This window comes from Massilia cavernae (genome assembly GCF_003590855.1).
GTDB classification, from domain to species: Bacteria; Pseudomonadota; Gammaproteobacteria; order Burkholderiales; family Burkholderiaceae_D; genus Telluria_A; species Telluria_A cavernae.
In genome coordinates, this window is sequence record NZ_QYUP01000012.1 from 45,524 (window position 1) to 58,874 (window position 13,351).

Annotated in this window: 14 protein-coding genes and 1 pseudogene; 7 read left to right on the forward strand and 8 right to left on the reverse strand. The window is 63.3% G+C overall.

Annotation, left to right across the window (positions count from 1 at the left end; all coding sequences use genetic code 11):
- The first annotated feature begins 2 nt into the window (after nucleotides 1-2).
- The gene (locus tag D3872_RS01430; protein ID WP_119809139.1) at nucleotides 3-713 is read left to right on the forward strand and encodes a M48 family metallopeptidase; all 711 of its coding nucleotides are present in this window, start codon (nucleotides 3-5) and stop codon (nucleotides 711-713) included.
- Nucleotides 714-765: 52 nt separating this feature from the next.
- On the opposite strand, the gene D3872_RS01435 is transcribed toward D3872_RS01430, so the two are convergent.
- From D3872_RS01435 to hemF, 7 genes and pseudogenes are all read right to left on the reverse strand, one after another.
- Nucleotides 766-1,767: a tetratricopeptide repeat protein gene (locus D3872_RS01435; protein ID WP_119809127.1), complete on the reverse strand. Its 1,002-nt coding sequence runs from the start codon at nucleotides 1,765-1,767 to the stop codon at nucleotides 766-768.
- 85 nt (nucleotides 1,768-1,852) lie between these two features.
- Nucleotides 1,853-3,316 (reverse strand): ribonuclease G, encoded by a 1,464-nt coding sequence (gene rng, locus D3872_RS01440; protein ID WP_119809128.1) that lies wholly within the window; start codon nucleotides 3,314-3,316, stop codon nucleotides 1,853-1,855.
- A 239-nt stretch (nucleotides 3,317-3,555) separates the two neighbouring features.
- A pseudogene (locus D3872_RS01445) lies at nucleotides 3,556-4,175 on the reverse strand (Maf family protein).
- Between the two features lie 19 nt (nucleotides 4,176-4,194).
- Nucleotides 4,195-4,665 (reverse strand): 23S rRNA (pseudouridine(1915)-N(3))-methyltransferase RlmH, encoded by a 471-nt coding sequence (gene rlmH / locus D3872_RS01450; protein ID WP_119809129.1) that lies wholly within the window; start codon nucleotides 4,663-4,665, stop codon nucleotides 4,195-4,197.
- A 7-nt stretch (nucleotides 4,666-4,672) separates the two neighbouring features.
- Nucleotides 4,673-5,341 carry a ribosome silencing factor gene (gene rsfS, locus D3872_RS01455; RefSeq protein ID WP_119809130.1) on the reverse strand — a complete coding sequence of 223 codons (669 nt, stop codon included), beginning with the start codon at nucleotides 5,339-5,341 and terminating at the stop codon, nucleotides 4,673-4,675.
- Nucleotides 5,341-5,991, reverse strand: a complete 651-nt coding sequence (locus D3872_RS01460) for a nicotinate-nucleotide adenylyltransferase (RefSeq protein WP_119809131.1) — start codon at nucleotides 5,989-5,991, stop codon at nucleotides 5,341-5,343. The genes rsfS and D3872_RS01460 overlap by 1 nt, the downstream gene beginning before the upstream one ends.
- Entirely contained in the window at nucleotides 5,988-6,899 is a 912-nt protein-coding gene (gene hemF, locus D3872_RS01465) for an oxygen-dependent coproporphyrinogen oxidase (RefSeq protein ID WP_119809132.1), read from the reverse strand. Before hemF ends, D3872_RS01460 begins: the two co-directional genes overlap by 4 nt.
- A gap of 289 nt (nucleotides 6,900-7,188) precedes the next feature.
- Here hemF and D3872_RS01470 point away from each other — a divergent pair, with 289 nt between their 5' ends.
- Both D3872_RS01470 and D3872_RS26215 read left to right on the forward strand, forming a co-directional pair.
- A complete protein-coding gene (locus D3872_RS01470) occupies nucleotides 7,189-8,274 on the forward strand; it encodes an ABC transporter substrate-binding protein (protein WP_229459100.1) in 1,086 nt (361 codons plus the stop codon).
- A gap of 100 nt (nucleotides 8,275-8,374) precedes the next feature.
- The gene (locus D3872_RS26215; RefSeq protein WP_229459101.1) at nucleotides 8,375-8,656 is read left to right on the forward strand and encodes a hypothetical protein; all 282 of its coding nucleotides are present in this window, start codon (nucleotides 8,375-8,377) and stop codon (nucleotides 8,654-8,656) included.
- 528 nt (nucleotides 8,657-9,184) lie between these two features.
- On the opposite strand, the gene D3872_RS27340 is transcribed toward D3872_RS26215, so the two are convergent.
- Nucleotides 9,185-9,604 carry a hypothetical protein gene (locus tag D3872_RS27340; RefSeq protein ID WP_370660933.1) on the reverse strand — a complete coding sequence of 140 codons (420 nt, stop codon included), beginning with the start codon at nucleotides 9,602-9,604 and terminating at the stop codon, nucleotides 9,185-9,187.
- Here D3872_RS27340 and D3872_RS01475 point away from each other — a divergent pair.
- The 4 genes from D3872_RS01475 to D3872_RS01490 form a co-directional block, all read left to right on the forward strand.
- Complete coding sequence (locus tag D3872_RS01475) at nucleotides 9,591-10,193, forward strand: carbohydrate ABC transporter permease (protein ID WP_370660934.1); 603 nt, start codon at nucleotides 9,591-9,593, stop codon at nucleotides 10,191-10,193. The two genes, D3872_RS27340 and D3872_RS01475, sit on opposite strands and share 14 nt — an antisense overlap.
- A gap of 4 nt (nucleotides 10,194-10,197) precedes the next feature.
- A complete protein-coding gene (locus tag D3872_RS01480; RefSeq protein WP_119809134.1) occupies nucleotides 10,198-11,247 on the forward strand; it encodes an ABC transporter ATP-binding protein in 1,050 nt (349 codons plus the stop codon).
- A gap of 19 nt (nucleotides 11,248-11,266) precedes the next feature.
- Nucleotides 11,267-12,718: a glycoside hydrolase family 30 protein gene (locus D3872_RS01485; protein ID WP_119809135.1), complete on the forward strand. Its 1,452-nt coding sequence runs from the start codon at nucleotides 11,267-11,269 to the stop codon at nucleotides 12,716-12,718.
- A gap of 91 nt (nucleotides 12,719-12,809) precedes the next feature.
- Nucleotides 12,810-13,351: LacI family DNA-binding transcriptional regulator (locus tag D3872_RS01490; protein WP_147373759.1), on the forward strand; the 542-nt coding region annotated here is incomplete at its 3' end.

Below are 13,351 nucleotides of genomic sequence, written 5' to 3' on the forward strand. Positions count from 1 at the left end.
TGATGCAATTCAAGTTGGGCGACATTGCCGTCGAAGTCGTGCAGAAGGACATCAAGAATCTCCACTTGAGCGTCCATCCCCCCGCTGGCAAAGTGCGCATCGCCGCGCCCCTGCGCATGGACCTCGATACCATCCGTGTGTTTGCCATCACCAAGCTCTCCTGGATCAAGAGCCAGCAGAAGAAACTGTGCGATCAGGCACGCGAAACCCCGCGCGAATACCTCGACCGGGAGAGCCACTACGTTTGGGGTAAGCGTTATCTGCTCAAGCTGGTCGAGAAGGACGCGGCGCCGACCGTTGAGATCAAGCACAACAAGATGATTCTCCAGTTGCGGCCCGCAGCCAGCCACGAGAAAAAGCAGGAAGTGCTTGATGCGTGGTATCGCGAGCAGCTTAAAGAAGTGGTTCCGCCGCTACTTGCCAAGTGGGAAAAAGTTATAGGCGTGAAGGTCGGAAAGTTCTTCGTGCAGAAGATGAAAACAAAATGGGGTAGTTGCAGCCCTGGCTCCAAAAATATCCGCATCAACACCGATCTGGCCAAGAAGCCTTTGCAGTGCCTTGAATATATCGTAGTGCATGAACTCACGCACCTGCTGGAGCACCACCACAACGAGCATTTCACCGCGCTGATGGATGCCCACATGCCGCAGTGGCGGCAGTATCGCGAGCTACTGAATAGCTTGCCGCTGGCGCATCAGGAGTGGAGGTATTGATGGGGGGAGGGTAGTTCTTTGGCGCAGATTTATATCCATCTGTCACGCGCGTTCATGCAAGCGCCCACGGCCAGATCACATTGCCGCGCCGGTCTTTGCGTTTCGTGACGATGGCCGCGGACAGTGTGCCGTCGATACTGGCTGTTAGCTGACGGCCTCTTAGTGCCAGCTCTGAGCGCGTAGCGGCATCTGGCTCCCACAGCACCGCTTCCATGCATTCCATGATCGCCGCTCGTTCGGCCAGTATCTTCGGATGGTTGAACAGCCAGCGGGTGAAAGCGAAGCTATCCGGCTGGCGATGCCAGAGCATGCCGTACATCTGCATGTACTCGCGCGCAGTCTCGGGTTCGGCTAGGTTTGTGCCATGCCAGATCGCCAGTGGCGCAGGATTCGGATTCCCAGCGAGGATTTCCGCGATGTAGGGATTGGCGGCAAAGCCACGGCGCAGGGCTGTGGCGGCGGCCACCCAATCGTCGCGCAGTATGTGGCACAGAGCCAGTTCGTAGAAGTACGGCGGATAGCCGTCCGCCTCTTCCTCAAGCACGGCTCGCGCACGATCATGGTCGCCGGCCCGCAGCAATTCAGAGCCAAGCAGGAAACGTACGCCCTGATTGTCGTTGGGATTCCTGGCCAGCATCAGTTCTATGAGAGTGACCGCATCCTTGTGGCGGCGCAGGCGCATGTACGACAGCAGCGCGACGTGCATTGCCCGCAGATACGGCCGATTGTCGAGGTGTCCCCATTCAACGCGGCCAGTGAAACCTTCGGGAATAAGCCGATTGGAAATGCTTAACCCCACCAGTGCCGTATCCAGGGCTTTTTTCGGCTTGCCCTGCTGATGCCAGTGGGTTGCGATATGCGCGTACGCGTCAACGAAGTCCGGTGCTTCGGCCAGCAGCCGTTCCAGTGCAACCAGATAACGCTTATCGCCAATCTGGCCGGACTCGTACTCATCCAGCAGTCCGTCGAAATCAGCCATAACGGCGTCGTATATCTCATCGGGGTAAGTAAATACGCCGGACTCGGCGTCGAGGACTTCAAAGGTAAGCGGCATGTTGTGCTGGTTATCTTGCGTTCGAGAAGGTCTTCCGGACAGGACTGCTCAGCCAAGAAGGAAAATATTTCAAATCGAATTTCAATCACATCAGTATGACGTCGTACTGCTCCTGGTGGTAGCTGTTCTCCACCTGCAGCGAAATGCGTTTTCCGATGAAGTCGCCCAGCATCGCGAGGTGCTGCGATTCTTCTTCCAGGAACAGGTCCACGACTTCCTGCGACGCCATGATGCGGAATTCGCGCGGATTGAACTGCTTCGCCTCGCGCAGCAGCTCGCGCAAGATCTCGTAGCAGATCGTGCGGCTGGTTTTCACCTGGCCCTTGCCGGAGCAGGCCTTGCATGGCTCGCACAGGATATGGGCCAGCGACTCGCGCGTGCGCTTGCGCGTCATCTCCACCAGGCCAAGCGCCGAGAAGCCCGACACCGAAACCTTGGTGCGGTCGCGCGCCAGCGCCTTTTTCAGTTCAGCGAGGACCGCGTTGCGGTGCTCGTTGTTTTCCATGTCGATGAAGTCGAGGATGATGATGCCGCCCAGGTTGCGCAGCCGCAGCTGGCGCGCGATGGCATGCGCCGCCTCGAGGTTGGTCTTGAAGATCGTGTCCGCGAAATTGCGGCCGCCGACGAAGCCGCCGGTGTTCACATCGATGGTCGTCATCGCCTCGGTCTGGTCGACGATCAGGTAGCCGCCCGACTTCAGGTCGACGCGGCGGCCGAGCGCGCGCAGGATCTCCTCCTCGACGCCGTACAGGTCGAACAGCGGGCGCTCGCCGGTGTAGTGCTGCATGCGCGGCAGCACGCTTGGCGTGTAAGCCTGGCCGAATTCCAGCAGCTTCAGGTAGTTCTCGCGCGAGTCGACCTGGATGGTCGCAGTCTCGTCGTGCACGAAGTCGCGCAGCACGCGCTGGGCCAGGTTCAAGTCCTGGTACAGCAGGCTGGTGGCGGGACGGGTGCGGGCGCCGTTGACGATGGCGGCCCAGGTCTTGCGCAGGTAATCGACGTCGGCGGCGAGGTCGGTGTCGGAAGCGTCTTCCGCCATCGTGCGCACGATGTAGCCGCCTTTTTCTTCCGGCGGCAGCAGGCTTTGGAGGCGGGTGCGCAGCAGTTCGCGGTCCGATTCCTTTTCGATTTTCTGGGAGATGCCGATGTGGCAGTCCTGCGGCAGGTAGACCAGCATGCGGCCGGCGATCGAGATCTGCGTGGACAGGCGCGCGCCCTTGGTGCCGATCGGGTCCTTGATGACCTGCACGGTCAGCACCTGGCCGTCGAACAGGATTTTCTCGATCGGGGTAGGCGCGACGTTGGTGCCTTCGTGGCTGCGGGCTTCCCAGATATCGGCGACGTGCAGGAAGGCGGCGCGTTCGAGGCCGATGTCGATGAAGGCCGACTGCATGCCGGGCAGGACGCGGACGACCTTGCCGGAATAGACATTCCCCGCCAGTCCGCGCGTGAGCGTGCGCTCGATGTGCAGTTCCTGGACGGCGCCTTGCAGGACCAGCGCGACGCGCGTTTCCTGTGGGGTGATGTTGATCAGGATGTCTTCATTCATGGGCGGGGGCGGGTGCTTGGGAAAGCATGATGATACACGGGCGCGGGGGATTGGGATGCCGTATTGGCGGCTCGCGCGGAGGCGGTGGAGCAGGGGTTTCGAATCGCGTGCGATTCGCCTGCGTAACGACATCCGCTTGCAAGCGGATGTTCCTTCCCGAAGAATCCGCCCTACGGCACAGGGCAGACCAGACAAGTAGGGCGGATAAGCGCGAAGCGCGCATCCGCCGAATCATGGCGCTACGCCAGCGGCACACCCGCCTTGCGCAACAGGATCGCCGTCTCGTAAAGCGGCAACCCCATGATCCCGAATGGCTTCCCTCGATATGCTCGACGAACAGGGCAGCCAGTCCCTGGATGCCGTACCCGCCGGCCTTGTCGTACGGTTCGCTGGTGGCACAATACGCCTTGATGGACGCCGCCGACAGCTTCGCAAACCTCACATCCGACACTTGCGTCACCTGCGCCGCGATATTCGTGTAGTGCACCGCGATGGAAGTGAGCACCTGGTGCGTCCTCCCCGAGAGCCGCTCCAGCATCGCGACCGCCTCATCGTGGTTGGCAGGCTTGCCCAGGATCTCGCCATCGATGGTGACGGTGGTATCCGCCGCCAGCACCGGCCGCAGGGTCAGGCGGCGCTGGTGCACCACCTTCCATGCAAAGGCCGCCTTCTCGTTGGCCACGCGCGCAACATACGTGCGCGGGTCTTCGCCAGCCAGCACGTCTTCCGGCACGTCCGGCCCGCGGATGGAATCGTTACGCAACATGAGGAGTTCGAACTCCACGCCGATCTGGCGCAGCAGCTCCCGTCTGCGCGGGCTTTTGGAAGCGAGGTAGATTTTCTTGTCGACCGGTTTCATCGAGAGTTCCAGCGGTTTATCAGACGCGATGATAAGGGTGATTCTGCGTGATCGACCACGCCCTATACAACTGCTCCGCAAGCATAACACGCACTATCCCGTGCGGGAGGGTCATGCTGGAAATGCGGATGAGGCCTTCGGCCTTGGCTTTCAGCGCTGGATCGAGGCCGTCCGCGCCGCCGATCAGGAAGGCGGTGTCGCGCCCGTCCTGCTGCCAGAGTTCGAGCTGCTGGGATAACCCGACGCTGGTGAGGTCCTTGCCGCGTTCGTCGAGCGCGATGATGCGCACGCTTTTCGGCAGAACTGCTTCGATGCGCTCGCGTTCGAGCGCCATGGCGGTGGCCGCCGTCTTGCTGCCGGAACGGTCCACCGGCTTGACTTCCTTGAGCACGATGCGCAGCTCGGGCGGCATGCGCTTCGTGTACTCGGAAAAGCCGGCTTCGATCCAGGCCGGCATCTTGTGGCCAACCGCAGCGATGATAAGCTGCATATGACGATTACTCTGCTACTTTTTTTACCGCGCGCTTGATGACTTTTTTCACCGGCGCCGCATCGGCTGGCGCTTTCTTCGGCAGTGCCTTCAGCGCTTTCACGGCTGCGGTTTCGCTCTTGCTTGGCGCGACCTTGACGACCTTGCCGGCTGGAGCCGCGGCCTTCTTGGCCGCGGCCTTCTTCGGCTTGTCTTCGGTGGCTGCGGCAGCCTTCTTGGCCGGCGCCTTGCGTTCGCGTACCGGCTTGACTTCCGGCGCTTCCTGGGTGGCTGCCAGGTGCTTGGAACGGGTCTTCGGCGCAGCTTCGGCCGCTTCGGCGGTCGACTTGCGCTTGGCCGCGCCCAGCTTGACCGGCTTGTCGCCCCAGATTTCTTCAAGGCGGTAGTACTGGCGGATCGGCGCCTGCATGATGTGGACGATCATGTCGCCCAAGTCGACCAGCACCCATTCGCCGGTGTCTTCGCCCTCGACGCCGATGACGTCGCCGCCGGCTTCCTTGACCTTGTCGCGAACCGACGCGGCAAGTGCCTTAGTCTGGCGGTTGGAAGTACCGGATACGATCGCGATGCGGTCGAACAGGCTGGTCAGGTGCATCGTGTCGAACAGGACGATCTCCTGGCCCTTGACGTCTTCAAGTGCGTCGACGACGATCGCTTGCAGTTTTTTGATATCCATTAGTTTTTGTATAATTTATGTTGTTGAATATAGTCTAGCACTACCGGCGAGATAAGCGAATTTGCCTGTTCTCCCCGTTGTAATGCGGTACGGATCTCGGTGGCGGAAATATCGACCGCCAGCGCTTCTGCCAGGAACACCTTGCCTGACGGGGTAGAGCGGAGCTGCGCAATGCCGCTCCGGCGCTTCTCAAGTTCTTCGGCCACGGCGGCGGGGAGGGCCGCTTCGGCCAGGTCGAAACCGGGACGGGCGCCCACGCCGATGTGGGCGTAATCGAACAGATGGCGCCAGTCGCGCCAGGTGTCCAGTTGCTGCAGCTGGTCGGCGCCGAGCACGAACACGATCGAGGCATCGGGACCGAGTTCGGCGCGTACGTTTCGCAGTGTGTCGATGGTGTAGGTCGGCGTGGCGCGCCCGACCTCCTGCAAATCGATGGTGACCGCCAGCCCCGCCTCCTGGAACGCCAGTTCCAGCATGGCGATGCGGTCACCGGCACTGGTACGCAGCCCGCTTTTCTGCCACGGGTTACCGGCCGGGACGATCCGCAGCTGGTCGGGTTTGAGCAGGCTTTCAAACAGGGCGGCCAGCGCCACGTGTCCGTGATGGACGGGGTCGAAACTGCCTCCCAGCAGTGCGACGCAAAATGTCACGTGGGAAGCCAGTCGCGGTGGACCAGGAAGTCGGTGTACAGTTTCGCTTCCGCGCTGCCTGGTTCCGGCTTCCAGTCGTAGCGCCATTTGACGATTGGCGGCATCGACATCAGGATCGCCTCGGTCCGTCCGCCCGACTGCAGCCCGAAGTGGGTACCGCGGTCGAACACGAGGTTGAATTCGACATAGCGCCCGCGCCGGTAGGCCTGGAAATCGCGTTCGCGTTCGCCGTACGGCATGTCCATGCGGCGCTTGAGGACAGGCAGGTAGCCTTTCAGGAAAGCGTCGCCGACGCTTTGCGTCATTGCGTAGCTCTGGTCGAAGCCGGGGGCGTTGAAGTCGTCGAAGAATATCCCGCCCACGCCGCGCGGTTCCTTGCGGTGCTTCAGGTAGAAGTACTCGTCGCACCACTTCTTGAAGCGCGGGTACAGGTCGTCGCCGAACGGTTGCAGTGCGTCGAAGCAGGCCTGGTGGAAGCCGCGCGCGTCTTCTTCGAAGGGGTAGTAGGGCGTCAGGTCCATGCCGCCGCCGAACCACCACACCGGCTCCTGGCCTTCGGCATGCGTGGTGAAGAAGCGCACGTTCATGTGCACCGTCGGCGCGTACGGATTGCGCGGATGGAGCACCAGCGACACACCCATCGCTTCCCAGGCGCGGCCCGCCAGTTCCGGGCGGCTGGCCATTGCGGACGGCGGCAGGTTGGCGCCGGTGACGTGCGAAAAATTGACTCCGCCGCGCTCGAACACATTGCCTTCCTCGATCAGCCGCGACACCCCGCCGCCGCCTTCAGGGCGGGTCCACGCATCGCGCAGGAATGGCTTGCCGTCGACTTCTTCCAGCGCCTGCACGACGCGGGACTGGAGGTCGATGAGCCATGCCTTGACGGCCGATGGGTTGGGGGATGACATGGGGGATTGGTCGGGGAATAAAAAAGTGAGGACAGATTGTACACTGTCCGGGTGTTTTATGGTAAGTGGAGGGAGGGGAAGTCGACTTCGACTTTCGGTGGCCCGACTGGAAACGGCCAGGCCCGGGCTGCGCGGCCGCCGATGTTCCGGTCCGTACTTTCCGGTCGTTGACACCCATGATCCATGAGTGTTATATTTTGGCCATAAGCGTGGGAACGTTTCCAATCCGTGTTGCGACAGGCCGTTGCCGACCGCGAGTGGACGACAGATCCGACCGCAAGGAGACAGTATGTTCAGGGCAAACAGGCTCGCGCTTGCGATCGCGATCGCAAGCGCGTTCGGCATGAACGCCGCGGCACACGCGGCAGGACCGAAGGCAGAGGTCATCCACTGGTGGACCTCGGGCGGCGAAGCGGCCGCCATCAAGGCCGTTGCCGACGCCTACCGCCACGCCGGTGGCGCGTGGGTCGACAGCGCCGTAGCCGGCAGCGAGCAGGCACGCGCCGTCGCGATCAATCGCATCGTCGGCGGCAATTCCCCTGCCGCCGCGCAGTTCAACACTTCCAAGCAATTCCTGGATGTGATCGACGAAGGCATGCTGAGCAACGTCGACACCATCGCGCGCCAGCAGGGCTGGGACAAGAGCCTGCCCCAGCCGATCATCGACGTCATCAAGGTCAAGGGCCACTATTACGCGGTCCCGGTGAATATCCACATGCCGGCATGGATCTGGTATTCCAAGGCCGCCTTCAAACAGGCCGGTATCGCGAAAGAACCGGCCACGATGGACGAATTGTTCGCGGCGCTCGACAAGCTCAAGGCCCGGGATGGTCGGCTGGCGCATGGCGGCCAGTCGTGGCAGGAAACATCGTATTCATGGCAGAGTGTTGGCCAACGTCGGCCAGGGATCCTCTTACCTGCGGTGTTCCGCGACCGCGATCCACGCGCCATCGAATCGGCTGCCTTCAAAAACTGTGCTGCTGTCCTTCAAGCGTCTTGCCGTCGTATGTCGACGTTGGTTCCGCCAGGCCGCAACTGGAAGCACGCAACCGCCATGCTGACACCGCAGGGCCGGCGTGCAGATCATCGGCGCCTGGGCAAGGGCGATTCAATGCGGCAAGCAGAAGCCCCGAAAGGAATCTCGGCTGCATCCGGCTTCGGTCAGACCCCACTAGCCTGGTCCGGGCGACGCCTCTCTGTGTTCCCAGGACCAGCATCGGAGACGCTCAACGGCGCAAGCGATCTGGGCCGGCGTGCTGGTCGCGCCGGCGGTCCAGCTGTGAATTCAGACAAGGCGAAAGGCTCGATCCGGTTGGCGCGCATGCCGACGCGTCGAAGTTGGATATCTGCCGCAGGCCGGCCTTGCCAATCATAAGGACAAGGTCGTCCCGCAAGGCATCGGCGAGGTAATACCCTACGCTCGGACCAGAATGGGGTTGGGACCGATGTCCTTACCAGCGTTCTGGAACACAGGCATGCCGGTCGACAAGGCGCAAAAGAGCATCGCCGCGGCGCTGGCGCGACTAGGATGGGCAGCAGGACCCGATTCCGCAAGGCCGTACCATTCGCCGGCTGCTGCCGATGGCGCTGACGGTGCTGGTCGCTACCTGGGCACGGTGCTTGTGGTTCGATCAGGGTGGTCGGCTGTCGAATTCACGCGCTTGCCGTCCGATACCTTTGTCGGCCTGCGCCAGTACAACGCGCCTGTTGAGAAACAGAGCCTGGCTGCCCTTCGCTGCATACACCTCGCGCTGTAACGGCGTGCTGTTCATACGTCGCCTGCATGGTGATCGGTTTCCTGCCTGGCCGATGGTTCATTCGACCAGAACGTGAACGCGGCGAGGGCGTGCTGGCTGCGATTTCCTTTACCGTATGCGTGTCCTTCGGCCACCGGCCTGGTATGCGGCAGGGATGCTCACGCCCGGAACGAGAATCGAAGGGGCGTGCCGCGCCCGCTCCAGATGCGCGTTCGGCTGGATTCATCGACACGGCAACATGTGATCTACCACATCGTGAATGCGAACACGTGTGAAGGCCTCGGCCTGGGTGATGGCGCTGATGCTGGCGCCTGCCGCATTGACGACGCATATCTGGAGGGCACGCCCGGGCTGGACGGCATCCCGGCCTGGCGCGTGACCATGTCGAATCGTGCTGCCGATGCTGGGGCCACATCGCGACGCGTTCACTGCTGCTCTCGACGCCGTCGTCAAGCCTGTTCGACGCGGTCGTCGCGATGAACCCAGGGCGGGCGCCTGGCATTGCCAGCGAAGTGCCGGCCAAGTTCATCATGGACAAGACACCTGTTCGGGGCGTGCCAACATCGCGCTCGCGTCGGCTTGGCGGCGTGATGCTGCTGGTTCCCGGCTGTGGCGCTGCTTGCCCCATACGCGTAATGCACGCAGCCAACGAGCGCGCATGACAAGCGCAAAATCCATCCTTTCACGCCGGCCCGCCTGGGTATTTAATTTTGTCTTGGCCAGCGCCGGCTGTTTTTCCTGGCTGCCCGCTGTACGTGATGGCCGGTCCACCTCGCTCAAGCCGTCGACGAAACCGGCTTCGAGGAATGTCTTCGCGCTGCCGCTGCGTCGCCCACGCTCGACCGTGGCGCGAAAGCCTGGAGCGGCGCCTGCAGACTCGGCGCGCCTTGGAAGGAATCCCGGGGCGGCTTCTGGAATTCGGTCCGCGATCGCCGTGCCGGCTACCATTTTGCCGATCCTGCTGGGCGCCTTGAACGGCTATGCGCTGTCGTTCTGGCGTCCGCGCGGCGCCAGTCTCCTGTTCGGCATTTTGATGGCCGGCGCCTTCATCCCGGTACAGGTAATGATGTTCCCGCTGGTGCGGATGATTGGCGCGTTGGGCCTGTTCGGCTCACTGGCGGGCATCGTGCTGGTCCACATTATCTTCAGCATGCCGGTCATGACGCTGCTGTTCCGGAACTACTACGCGGCGCTTCCGCACGAGCTGTTCCAGGCCGCGCGCATCGATGGCGGCGGGTTCTTCCGAATCTTCGCGCAACTGATGCTGCCGATGTCGCTGCCCATCATTGTGGTCGCGGCCATCATGCAGGTCACGGGCGTGTGGAACGACTATATCCTCGGCCTGGTGTTCGCAGGGCGCGACAACCTGCCGATGACGGTCCAGCTCAACAACGTGATCAACACCACCACCGGCACGAGGCTCTACAACGTCAACATGGCGGCAACCGTGCTCACCTCGCTGGTGCCACTGGCGATCTATTTCATTTCTGGCCGCTGGTTCGTGCGCGGTATCGCCGCCGGCGCGGTAAAGGGTTAATTCAATGTCGAACGTGCGTCTGCGGAATCTGTGCATCAGCCTTGGCGGGAACGAGGTCATCAAGGACCTCGGGCTGGACGTGGAGGAGGGCGAGTTCCTGGTGCTGCTCGGCCCTTCCGGCTGCGGCAAGTCGACCCTGCTGCACAGCATCGCAGGCCTGATCGATGCCAGTGCCGGCAGTGTCGAGATCGGCGGTCGCGACATGACTGATGCCGAGCCGAGCGAACGCGGCATCGGCATGGTGTTCCAGTCGTACGCGCTGTATCCGACCATGACGGTGGAAAAGAACATGTCGTTCGGGCTGCGCATCAACGGCACCCCGAAAGCCGAGATCGAACGCCGCATCCAGCGCGCCGCCGGGATGCTGCAGCTGGGCCCCCTGCTTGGGCGCAAGCCGGCCCAGCTGTCGGGTGGGCAGCGCCAGCGCGTCGCGATCGGACGCGCGCTGGTGCGCGAGGCAGGCGTGTTTCTGTTCGACGAACCGCTTTCGAACCTGGATGCCAAGCTGCGCACGGAGCTTCGGCGCGAGCTGAAGCTGCTGCACCGGAAGCTCGGTTCGACCATGATCTACGTGACCCACGACCAGGTCGAGGCGATGACGCTCGCGACCCGCATCGTCGTGATGCGCGCCGGGAAAGTCCAGCAGGTCGGCACGCCGGCCGAGGTGTATGAGCGGCCGGCCAACCTGTTCGTGGCCGGTTTCCTGGGCGCGCCCGCGATGAACTTCATGCACGGCGCGCTGGGCGCGGACGGCAGCTTTACGGCCGGTACGCTGAAGCTTGCGCTGGCGCCGGCCGCTGGCGGTGCGCGCGCGGCGGTCTTCGGCATTCGGCCCGAGCATGTACGGATCGGGCAAGGCGCGCCGCTGTCCGGCACCGTATCGCTGGTCGAGCCGATGGGCAATCACCAGGTCGTGTGGATCGAGTCCGGCGGCCAGCTGCTGTCGGCACTGGTTCACGATACGCGCAGTTTCACGCCTGGCGCGGCAGTCAGCTTCGGGCTCGACGCGGCGCGGGGCTCGCTGTTCGACCCGGTCGGCGAACAGCGCGTGTAGGCCATTCACAGGGGGAGATATGGAAGAAAGAGTTCAGGCACTGCGGATTCGCTCATGGGTGGCGCGCGCGCTTCTGGCGCCGCTGCTGGCCGGCAGCGCGATCGCCGCACACGCAGCAGCTGGTGGCGTGCAGGCTTGGGTCACAACCGGCGACCAGGCCAGGCTGCTGGCGCGCGCGCCGGATGCATGGTTCGGTCGCGCCACGCCGGCCGCCATCGTCATCGATGTCGATCCGACCCAGCGTTACCAGGAGATGGTCGGCTTCGGCGCCGCCATCACCGATGCCTCCGCCTGGCTGATCCAGAACAAGATGACTGCGCCCCAGCGCGCGGCGCTGCTGCGCGAGCTGTACGGGGCCGCGCCCGGCCTTGGCATGAGCTTTACCCGGCTGACCATCGGGGCCTCGGATTTTTCGCGCACCCATTACAGTTTCGATGACATGCCGCCCGGCCAGAAGGACCCCGGGCTGGCGCGCTTCTCGATTGAGCCGAACCGCGCCGACGTGCTGCCTGTCGTGAAAGCGGCGCTGGCGATCAATCCGAAGTTGCGCGTGATGGCTTCACCCTGGAGCGCGCCGGGCTGGATGAAAAGCAGCGACAGCCTGGTGCAGGGAACGCTGAAACCGGAAGCGTTCGCACCGTTCGCCGAATACCTGCGCCGCTACATCGATGCCTACCTGGCCGAAGGGGTGCCCATCTTTGCGCTCACCGTGCAGAACGAACCTCACTTCGAGCCCGACAATTATCCCGGCATGCGGGTCGACCCGGCCACGCGCGCTGCCTTCATCGGCGGGCACCTCGGGCCGCTGCTGGCCAGGCACCACGGCGACACCCGCATCCTCGACTGGGACCACAACTGGAACGAGCCGGGCTCGCCGGCGGCGGTGCTGGCCGATCCGGTGGCGGCACGCTACGTCAGTGGCGTGGCCTGGCATTGCTACGGGGGCGATGTGCGGGTGCAGGCGGCGCTGCACGACAGCTATCCGGACAAGGAAACCTATTTCACCGAGTGCTCGGGCGGGGAGTGGGCGCCGCGCTGGTCCGACAACCTGAAGTTCTTCGTACGTACACTGATGATCGGCAGCACGCGCGGCTGGGCCAAGGGCGTGCTGCTGTGGAACCTCGCGCTCGACGAAAACCACGGCCCGCGCCTGGGTGGCTGCGCCAACTGCCGTGGCGTGGTCACGATCGATTCGAACACCGGTGAAGTGACGCGCAATGTCGAGTACTATGCGCTGGCCCATGCCAGCCGCTTCGTGCGCCAGGGCGCGCGCCGGATCTTCTCGAGCAGCGGCCACGACCAGCTCGACAGCGTCGCGTTCCGCAATGCCGACGACGGCTCGATCGCCCTGCTGGTCTTCAATAGCGCGCAGGAGCAGCGCCGGTTCTCGGTGCGCGTCGGCGCGCGCAGCTTCGGCTATGCGCTGCCGGCCGGGAGTGCGGCGACCTTTACCTGGAACGGCACGCGCTGAGGCGCGGCGGCGCAAACACCTTGTGGCACGCGCCACAGATGCAGTATTCTTTTAACAAGCAGAGTCAGACGAGAGCATTCAAGAGGAATTCGTGGCGACAATCAAAGACGTAGCCCGCCTCGCGGGCGTTGGCCTCGGCACTGCATCGCGCGTGGTGAGCGGCAAGGGATCGGTTTCGCCGGCCACGCTGGCGCGCGTGCAAAAAGCCATCGAACAGCTCGAGTTCCGTCCTTCGCACGCGGCCCGCTCCCTGCTGTCGGGCAGTACCCAGATGATCGGGGTGTACATCCCTATCCTGAAGGGCACGTTCTACACCCCGATCCTGCAGGTGATCGACACCGAACTGCGCGCTGCCGGCCTGCACATGGTGGTCGCGTTCGGCGTGGGGCAGGGCGACGCGCGGCGCCAGGCCCGTGAAGGGATCGACTTCCTGCTCGAATGCGGCTGCGACGGCCTGATCGTGATGAGCAACGCGCTGACCGACGCCGACATCGTTGCGCTCGGACCCAAGTGGTCGCGCCTGGTCGTGCTGAACCACTGTTTCGAGAGCATCCGCGAGCAGTGCTTCACGGCCGACCATGTGGCCGGCGGCGTGCTGGCCGCTCGCGTCCTGCTGGACCAGCGCCACCGCAA

Bases quoted from the DNA above. Each gene is read 5' to 3' on its own strand.
- D3872_RS01430 (WP_119809139.1), top strand. From the start codon at position 3: ATGCAATTCAAGTTGGGCGACATTGCCGTCGAAGTCGTGCAGAAGGAC.
- D3872_RS01435 (WP_119809127.1), bottom strand. From the start codon at position 1,767: ATGCCGCTTACCTTTGAAGTCCTCGACGCCGAGTCCGGCGTATTTACT.
- rng (WP_119809128.1), bottom strand. From the start codon at position 3,316: ATGAATGAAGACATCCTGATCAACATCACCCCACAGGAAACGCGCGTC.
- rlmH (WP_119809129.1), bottom strand. From the start codon at position 4,665: ATGCAGCTTATCATCGCTGCGGTTGGCCACAAGATGCCGGCCTGGATC.
- rsfS (WP_119809130.1), bottom strand. From the start codon at position 5,341: ATGGATATCAAAAAACTGCAAGCGATCGTCGTCGACGCACTTGAAGAC.
- hemF (WP_119809132.1), bottom strand. From the start codon at position 6,899: ATGTCATCCCCCAACCCATCGGCCGTCAAGGCATGGCTCATCGACCTC.
- D3872_RS01470 (WP_229459100.1), top strand. From the start codon at position 7,189: ATGTTCAGGGCAAACAGGCTCGCGCTTGCGATCGCGATCGCAAGCGCG.
- D3872_RS26215 (WP_229459101.1), top strand. From the start codon at position 8,375: ATGCCGGTCGACAAGGCGCAAAAGAGCATCGCCGCGGCGCTGGCGCGA.
- D3872_RS27340 (WP_370660933.1), bottom strand. From the start codon at position 9,604: ATGGTAGCCGGCACGGCGATCGCGGACCGAATTCCAGAAGCCGCCCCG.
- D3872_RS01480 (WP_119809134.1), top strand. From the start codon at position 10,198: ATGTCGAACGTGCGTCTGCGGAATCTGTGCATCAGCCTTGGCGGGAAC.
- D3872_RS01485 (WP_119809135.1), top strand. From the start codon at position 11,267: ATGGAAGAAAGAGTTCAGGCACTGCGGATTCGCTCATGGGTGGCGCGC.